At 47.9% G+C, this 7,007-nt stretch carries 3 protein-coding genes; 1 reads left to right on the top strand and 2 read right to left on the bottom strand.

What is annotated here, in order from left to right:
• Both ileS and J0895_RS03200 read right to left on the bottom strand, forming a co-directional pair.
• Nucleotides 1-2,648: isoleucine--tRNA ligase (ileS, locus tag J0895_RS03205; protein WP_207086688.1), on the bottom strand; the 2,648-nt coding region annotated here is incomplete at its 3' end.
• A 281-nt stretch (nucleotides 2,649-2,929) separates the two neighbouring features.
• The gene (locus J0895_RS03200; RefSeq protein ID WP_207086687.1) at nucleotides 2,930-5,518 is read right to left on the bottom strand and encodes a diguanylate cyclase; all 2,589 of its coding nucleotides are present in this window, start codon (nucleotides 5,516-5,518) and stop codon (nucleotides 2,930-2,932) included.
• A gap of 506 nt (nucleotides 5,519-6,024) precedes the next feature.
• On the opposite strand from J0895_RS03200, the gene J0895_RS03195 reads away from it, so the two are divergent.
• The coding region (locus tag J0895_RS03195; protein ID WP_242541013.1) for a tocopherol cyclase family protein at nucleotides 6,025-7,007 on the top strand (983 nt) is incomplete at its 3' end.

The following is a 7,007-nucleotide window of genomic DNA, read 5'->3' as shown; positions in this document are numbered from 1 at the left end:
GGGACAGTTCCCAGCGATCGCGCCGGGTTCAGATTCCCTAATGTTTGGCGCAGTGAGATATCCTCAACGTATAACAACACTTTCGCCTCTAAGGAAGACCCGACTGCCTTATCTTGACGGGCCTTTTCTAGCACTTGGTTGACTTCCCCGCGCAGTTGGCGGAGGGTTTGCCAGGTTTTGGCGAGTTCCGGTTGTTTCCAACTGTCTTCTACCTGCACCCAACCCGCTTCAAATACCGAGTTATAGGGGGTGGGATAGGGGAGATTTTGCCAAATATCTTCGGCGATATGGCACAACACCGGGGCGACTGCTTTGGCGAGGTTTTCCAGGGCGATCGCCAGAACCGTCTGACAGCTTCTGCGCCGTTTGGCATCCAAGGCACTGATATACAGGCGGTCCTTGGCAATATCCAGGTAGAAATTAGACAAATCTACCACACAGAAATTCTGCACTGTTTGGAAGAATCGGAAGAATTGATAACTCTCAAAAGCATCGGTAACTTCGGTGAAAATCTCCGTCATCCGATGCAACATATATCGGTCTAAGTCCGGCAATTCCTCATAAGGTACTGCATCTTTTGCTGGGTCAAAATCATCTAAGTTCCCCAACAAGAACCGGGCGGTATTGCGGATTTTCCGATAGACATCCGATAGCTGCTTCAGGATGTTTTTGCCGATGGGAACATCGGAAGAATAATCCACGGAAGAAACCCATAACCGGAGAACATCTGCCCCATAAGGGGGTTCTAGTTTCTGGTTGTTGCCGCCATTGATGATAGTCGCTGGATCGACGACATTCCCCAGGGATTTGCTCATTTTGCGGTTGTTCTCATCGAGGACAAATCCATGAGTCAAAACGCTTTTATAGGGGGCGATGCTATTGTTAGCAACGCTGGTGAGTAAGCTGGATTGGAACCAGCCGCGATGTTGGTCGGACCCTTCTAAATAAAGGTCTGCGGGATAGCGTAATTCCGGGCGACCCCCGACGACTGCGGCCCAGGAGGAACCGGAATCAAACCAGACATCCATTGTATCGGTGCCTTTGCGGTAGGTTTTGCCGTTGCTGCGATAGGGTTCGGGTAAGAGGTCTTCGAGGGGTAATTCCCACCAAGCATCAGACCCTTTTTCTGCGATAATAGCCTGAATGTAAGCAATGGTTTCTTCAGTCATTAAGGGTTCGCCGGTTTCTTCTTCATAAAAGACCGGGATGGGAACGCCCCAACTGCGTTGGCGCGAGATACACCAATCTGAACGTTCAGACACCATTGCAGTAATCCGGTTTTCCCCTTGGGCGGGAACCCATTTCACTTCGGAAATGGCTTTCATGGCTTCTTCCCGGAATCCATCTACGGAAGCAAACCATTGTTTGGTTGCCCGAAAAATGGTGGGTTTTTTGGTGCGCCAATCGTAGGGATATTTATGAACGTAGGGTTCTTCTTTGAGTAACGATTTGGCTTTTTTTAAGGCTTCGATGACGGCGGTATTTCCTTCGTCAAGGACATTTAATCCGGCAAATTCTCCCGCTTCTTCGGTAAAGTTGCCGTTGCCATCGACGGGGGCTAAGATGGGTAAACCATAGCGTTGTCCGACTTGGTAATCTTCTAAACCATGTCCCGGGGCGGTGTGTACGAGTCCGGTCCCGGATTCGGTGGTGACGTAATCGCCGCCGATGACGACGGGACTGGTGCGATCGCACAGGGGATGTTTGTACTCACATCCTTCTAAGTCTTTGCCTTTGATTTGGGCTTTGACAGTGAGGGATGTTCCCAGGGTTTCTCCGAGGCGATCGACTAATTCAGCGGCGACAATTAGGAATTTGCCCGAGGCAGGTTCGTAATCAGCAGCGGTTTCGACAACGGCATAGTCGAGTTTAGGATTCACGCTGACGGCTAAGTTCGCAGGAATCGTCCAAGGAGTGGTGGTCCAGATTCCCACCCACAGTTGTTTCATGTAGGGTTTGAGGGCGGCGGCAGTATCCGCTAACTTAGTGATTTGGAATGCCGCATAGATACTCCGTGAGGTGTGACCTTCGGGATATTCTAATTCCGCTTCGGCGAGGGCAGTTTGAGAACTGGGACTCCAATGCACAGGTTTCCGTCCTCGGTAAATATAGCCGTTCAGGACCATTTTACCAAAGACGCCAATTTGTGCGGCTTCGTATTCAGGGTTGGAAGTGAGGTAGGGATTCTCCCAATCTCCCCAGACTCCATACCGTTTGAAACTCTCTTTTTGTTCCTCAACGGTTTTCAGGGCAAATTCCTGGGCTTTTTGGCGCAATTTTAAGGGCGTCAGGTTTTGACGTTCCTTGGATTTCATCGCCTGGAGCACTTTCAGTTCGATAGGCAATCCATGACAATCCCAACCGGGGACATATCGCACTTTATGTCCTCGCAGTAATTTATACTTGTTGATGATGTCTTTGAGGACTTTGTTGAGGGCGTGACCCATGTGTAGGGACCCGTTGGCGTAGGGCGGCCCATCGTGGAGGATGAACAATTCACCGGGATTGTTCTGTGACAGGCGTTCATAGATTTGATGATCGGCCCAAAATTTCTGGAGTTCGGGTTCGCGCTTGACGGCGTTGGCCCTCATGTCAAAGCCGGTTTTAGGCAAGTTGACGGTATCTTTATAAGTTTTTGCTTCAGTCACAGCCAAATCCTAATTATTATAGAACAGTTTTCAGTTTATTATAAACAGGAGTTCAGTAAATTTTGGGATGTCAATCCAGGGGCAACAATCCCCGGGGGTTTTATCCATAGCCTGTAGGGGCGCTTTGCTTGTAGGGGCGCTTCGCGAAGCGCCCCTACAGTAGTAGGGTGGGCAATGCCCACCATAGCGCGGTGGGCAATGCCTACAATTGCTAGGGTTAAGGGTTTAGATGGGGTAGCGCGGTGGGCAATGCCCACCCTACAATTGCTAGGGTTAAGGGTTTAGATGGGGTAGGTGTCTGCGGTGACGACCCGATCGCGTCCGAGGGCTTTGGCGCGGTAGAGGGCGGTATCTGCGGCCCGAATCAGGTCATCTCCGGTGACGCCTGCGGTGGGATAGCAAGCAATTCCCAGGGAGGCGGTAATGATTCCCAATAATTCACATCGATGTTCTAAAACTAGGTTTTTAATGGCTTCCCGGATTTGTTCGGCGCGACGATAGGTTTCTGATAAGGTCGCAGCGGGTAAAATTAGGGTTAATTCTTCGCCTCCGTAGCGGCAGGCAATATCTGACCCGCCAATATTCATTAATAATTCTCCTACTTGTCGCAAGACTGTATCCCCAGCATCATGGCCGAAGGTATCGTTAAAATGTTTGAAATGGTCAAGGTCAATCATGACGATGCCGACGGATTGATTCTGACGATGAGCGCGTTGGAGTTCTCTTTCTAGGGTTTCTTCGAGGTAACGGCGATTAAATAGTCCGGTGAGGGAATCGCGAATACTTTGGGTATGGAGTTTTTCCCGGAGTTTGATGTTAGCTAAAGCTAAGGCAATTTGTTCGGAAACGGTGCGGGCTAACTGTTGTTTGCCGTCGCTTAATCTTCCTTGATGGCTGGAAGTTAAATATAGCAATCCGGAGATTTCTCCCTGGGCCATCATGGGGAGGCAGAGGGATTCTACTGGGTCTGGGTGGGGATAGAAATGGTCGCAAAATAAACTCAAGGGACTATTGTCTACTCGATGCGATCGCCCTCGTCGCAAAGCCCAGCATTCATGGGGGGCAAACCAAGGTTTACTGCCGGGAAGGTCTCCCCAGGTAGCAACGGTTTCTACGCGATTTTTAAAGGTGTCGATCGCCGCGAGTCCCCCGGAACAGGACGGGAATAATTGAGGCAGTTTTAGCCTGATCGCTTTGTAGGCTTCCTCTAGGGTTTCACAGGCTTGCAACAATTCATTCACTTCCCCCAATAAGGCCATTTCTCGATTGCGTTCTTTGAGTTCTTCCACCCAACAAATCAGCTTTTCGTTCGCTTGTTGCAAGGTGGCCTCGGCTTGCTTATCCTCGGTAATATTGCGAAAGGTGACGGTAAATCCATCATCTAGTTTGACGGCCATCATTTTAAACCAAGCCTGGATTCCTTCATGGTCGTAATAAAATTCTAATTGTAGGGGTTTTTGGGTATTAACAACCTCAACGTAACGTTCAAATAATCCAGTTTCAAAATTTCCTGGCATTTCTTGCAGCAGGTATTTTCCCAGCACATCTTCCCGGCGGCGTCCGACGATTGTTTCGGCGGCAGGATTGATAGTTAACCACTGAAAATCAATGATATTTTCTTCAGAATTTCGGATAGCTTTGAAGGCCATGATGCCATCCAAAGAACTATTTAAAACCCCAGCTAGTAAGGATTCTGAATGTTGTAAGGCTTGAACCGTTTGGTGGCGATCGGTAATATCGCACGCCACCCAGATGACTGAGTGGCTGGAGAGGGGGGAAATACTGGCTGTAAATCGCTTTTGCTGTTTTTCTAGGTTTAAAAGGTAATCAAATTGAATCGAGGTCTGGGTTTGCAAGGACTCGCGAATTTGGCCTAAAAAGGTTTCCGATTGGGACCCGTTAAAAAACATTTCTAGGGTCTGGCTGATTAATTGAAAATTTTCTTCGGTTCGGACTAGGGTGGGATGGGTTGGCGCGACTTTTATTTTATTTCCAGTTTCATCTATCACGAGAATAATATCAGTCATTGCCGCAAATAATGCAAACAAAAACTTTTCATTTCTATTTATAATATGCTCAGATTTTAGTAAGTCTACCAATATAAAGCTCTCTTGTGAATTTTGATTTAAATCTTTTTTTTCTGAGAGTCCGCTCCCACCGGTTGTTTTCTTTGTAGAAGTAGATTGTTGGGGACTATTTTTCATGTAAGGCATAATTTTAATCCGATTTCCAATGCGATTTTGGGGACGTTTTTTGTATCCAACCAAACCTGATTTTGATAAAGTTTTAAATCTGAAGTTCAATGATTTTTTAGGGGGAAGCAAAGCGGGGAATTCTCCCAATTCATGCTCCGGCTTGCTCTGGACAGAATTATCGATGACTTGGCCCAAGGGAGACACATAAAATCTTTGCATCAGTCGAGAAGGGGTGAGATACCCGACGATTTGATGAGTTGAATCGCTGAGAATTGGGATGTGATGAATCCCTTGCTGAAACCAATGGAGAATTCTCCCGATATCTAAACATTCTGACTCTTTAAGAGAGATGAAAGACTTCTGCATTACCGCCGCAATTGTAGTTGTTTTCAAAGATTTTGTGGTTGCTAAAAAATCCAGGATATCTCGGGTAGTTACTAAACATATTTCCTGAGTTTTATCAATTATAAAGAGGCATGTTTCTAGGCTCTCTTGTCCAGAGAATGATTCAGCAGGATGCTTAAACGACGAGTCAGAACCATCAGCCGATCGCCCCTGACTTCTCATTAATGCGATCGCCTCAATCAAAGGGGTATCTGCTGCAACAATCTGGACATTTCGGTCAATTGCAGATTCTATATCGAACGAACATAACAAACGATTTGCTTCGAGCATTGACTTTCCCTTAGTCTCATCAGAATCATTCTTCCGACCAGCCCTCAATCTTCTTCTACCCTGCTCTTCAAGGCGATCGCCTTCTGCACCCTCCGCCTTCTGAACCCTGGCGATCGCGCCAGTCTATCCGGTTGCCCTATCCCTTTTTCCCGAGGTGACCCTCTCGAATCAACTCATCGGTTTGGCTGGTACTGATTGCTAGTTTATCTTATTTTAGGTTTAAATTGTCAAGTCGAGAAAAATAGAACGGGTCATTTTTGAACTGGAGTCGAATCTTTATTTCAATAGATTTTTTGTATCATTTTAATCCAACCCTTACTAGAAGGGGGCTAGGGGGTCTCTTCATTAATCAGGCAAGCGGTCTAATCCTTGCCCGAAATCCTGGACTTGATTGCTTTAAACAAACTTTATTTTTTTGCTATAATTCATCGGTAAAATAAGTAATAAAATCTACTTTTTATTAAAGGCGAAGGAAACGAAAAAGAATGACCCACGACCCACAAACTATGACCAGACTAGAACGCCCAACTCCCCACAGTGGATACCATTGGAATAGGAGTCCACGCCGGTTTTTTGAAGGGTGGTATTATCGGGTCACCTTACCCACGGACCGCCAAACTTTTGCCTTTATGTATTCTATCGAAGACCCCGCAGGCGGTTCGCCCTATAGTGGGGGCGGCGCTCAAATTCTGGGGCCGGATGATGGCTATTTGTGCCGGACCTTTCCTGATGTTAAAGGATTTTGGGCCTGGTCTAACAGTTTAGCCCTGGGTCATTGGGGAAAAACCCAGTTACCTTACCCCCCGGACTATTTATCCCCCCATGAGTTCGATCGCTATATTGAACAAGGCTATCAAGGAACCGCCACTTGGCATCAGGGCAAATTGTGCGACCCCGGAACGGGACAGCGTTGCGAGTGGCAATATGCAATTTCCCCTATATACGGGTGGGGCGATCTCCAGCGGGGTCAGTTAGCAACTGCGGGTTTACTCTCATTTTTACCCATGTTTGAACCCGGTTGGCAGATTTTGATGGCCCACGGTTTGGCAACGGGTTGGATCGACTGGAACGGCAAACGCTATGAATTTACGAATGCCCCTGCCTATGCTGAGAAAAACTGGGGGGGTGCCTTTCCCGAAAAATGGTTTTGGGTCAATTGTAACTGCTTTGACGATGAACCGGACCTGGCGTTAACTGCTGGAGGGGGACGCCGGGGGGTCCTGTGGTGGAGGGAGTCCGTGGCCCTGATTTGTATCCATTATCGCGGCGAGTTTTATGAATTTGTCCCCTGGAATTCTCAAGTGAGTTGGGAGATTGACCCTTGGGGTCGGTGGCAAATGCAGGCGAGTAACGATCGCTTTACCGTAGAACTCACTGCAACGACGGATCAACCCGGAACACGCCTGCGTGCACCCACCCAAGAGGGATTAACCTTTGTCTGCCGCGAGACCATGCAGGGTCACCTCACTCTCACGTTGCGATCGCGCCT

The organism is Phormidium pseudopriestleyi FRX01 (assembly GCF_017313335.1).
Classification (GTDB): Bacteria; Cyanobacteriota; Cyanobacteriia; order Cyanobacteriales; family Laspinemataceae; genus Laspinema; species Laspinema pseudopriestleyi.
Note: the sequence above shows the minus strand (reverse complement) of the source record. Positions and strands in the feature narration are given on the sequence as shown.

Coding starts and splice junctions, on each gene's coding strand:
- J0895_RS03200 (WP_207086687.1), bottom strand. CDS start 5,518: ATGCTCGAAGCAAATCGTTTGTTATGTTCGTTCGATATAGAATCTGCA.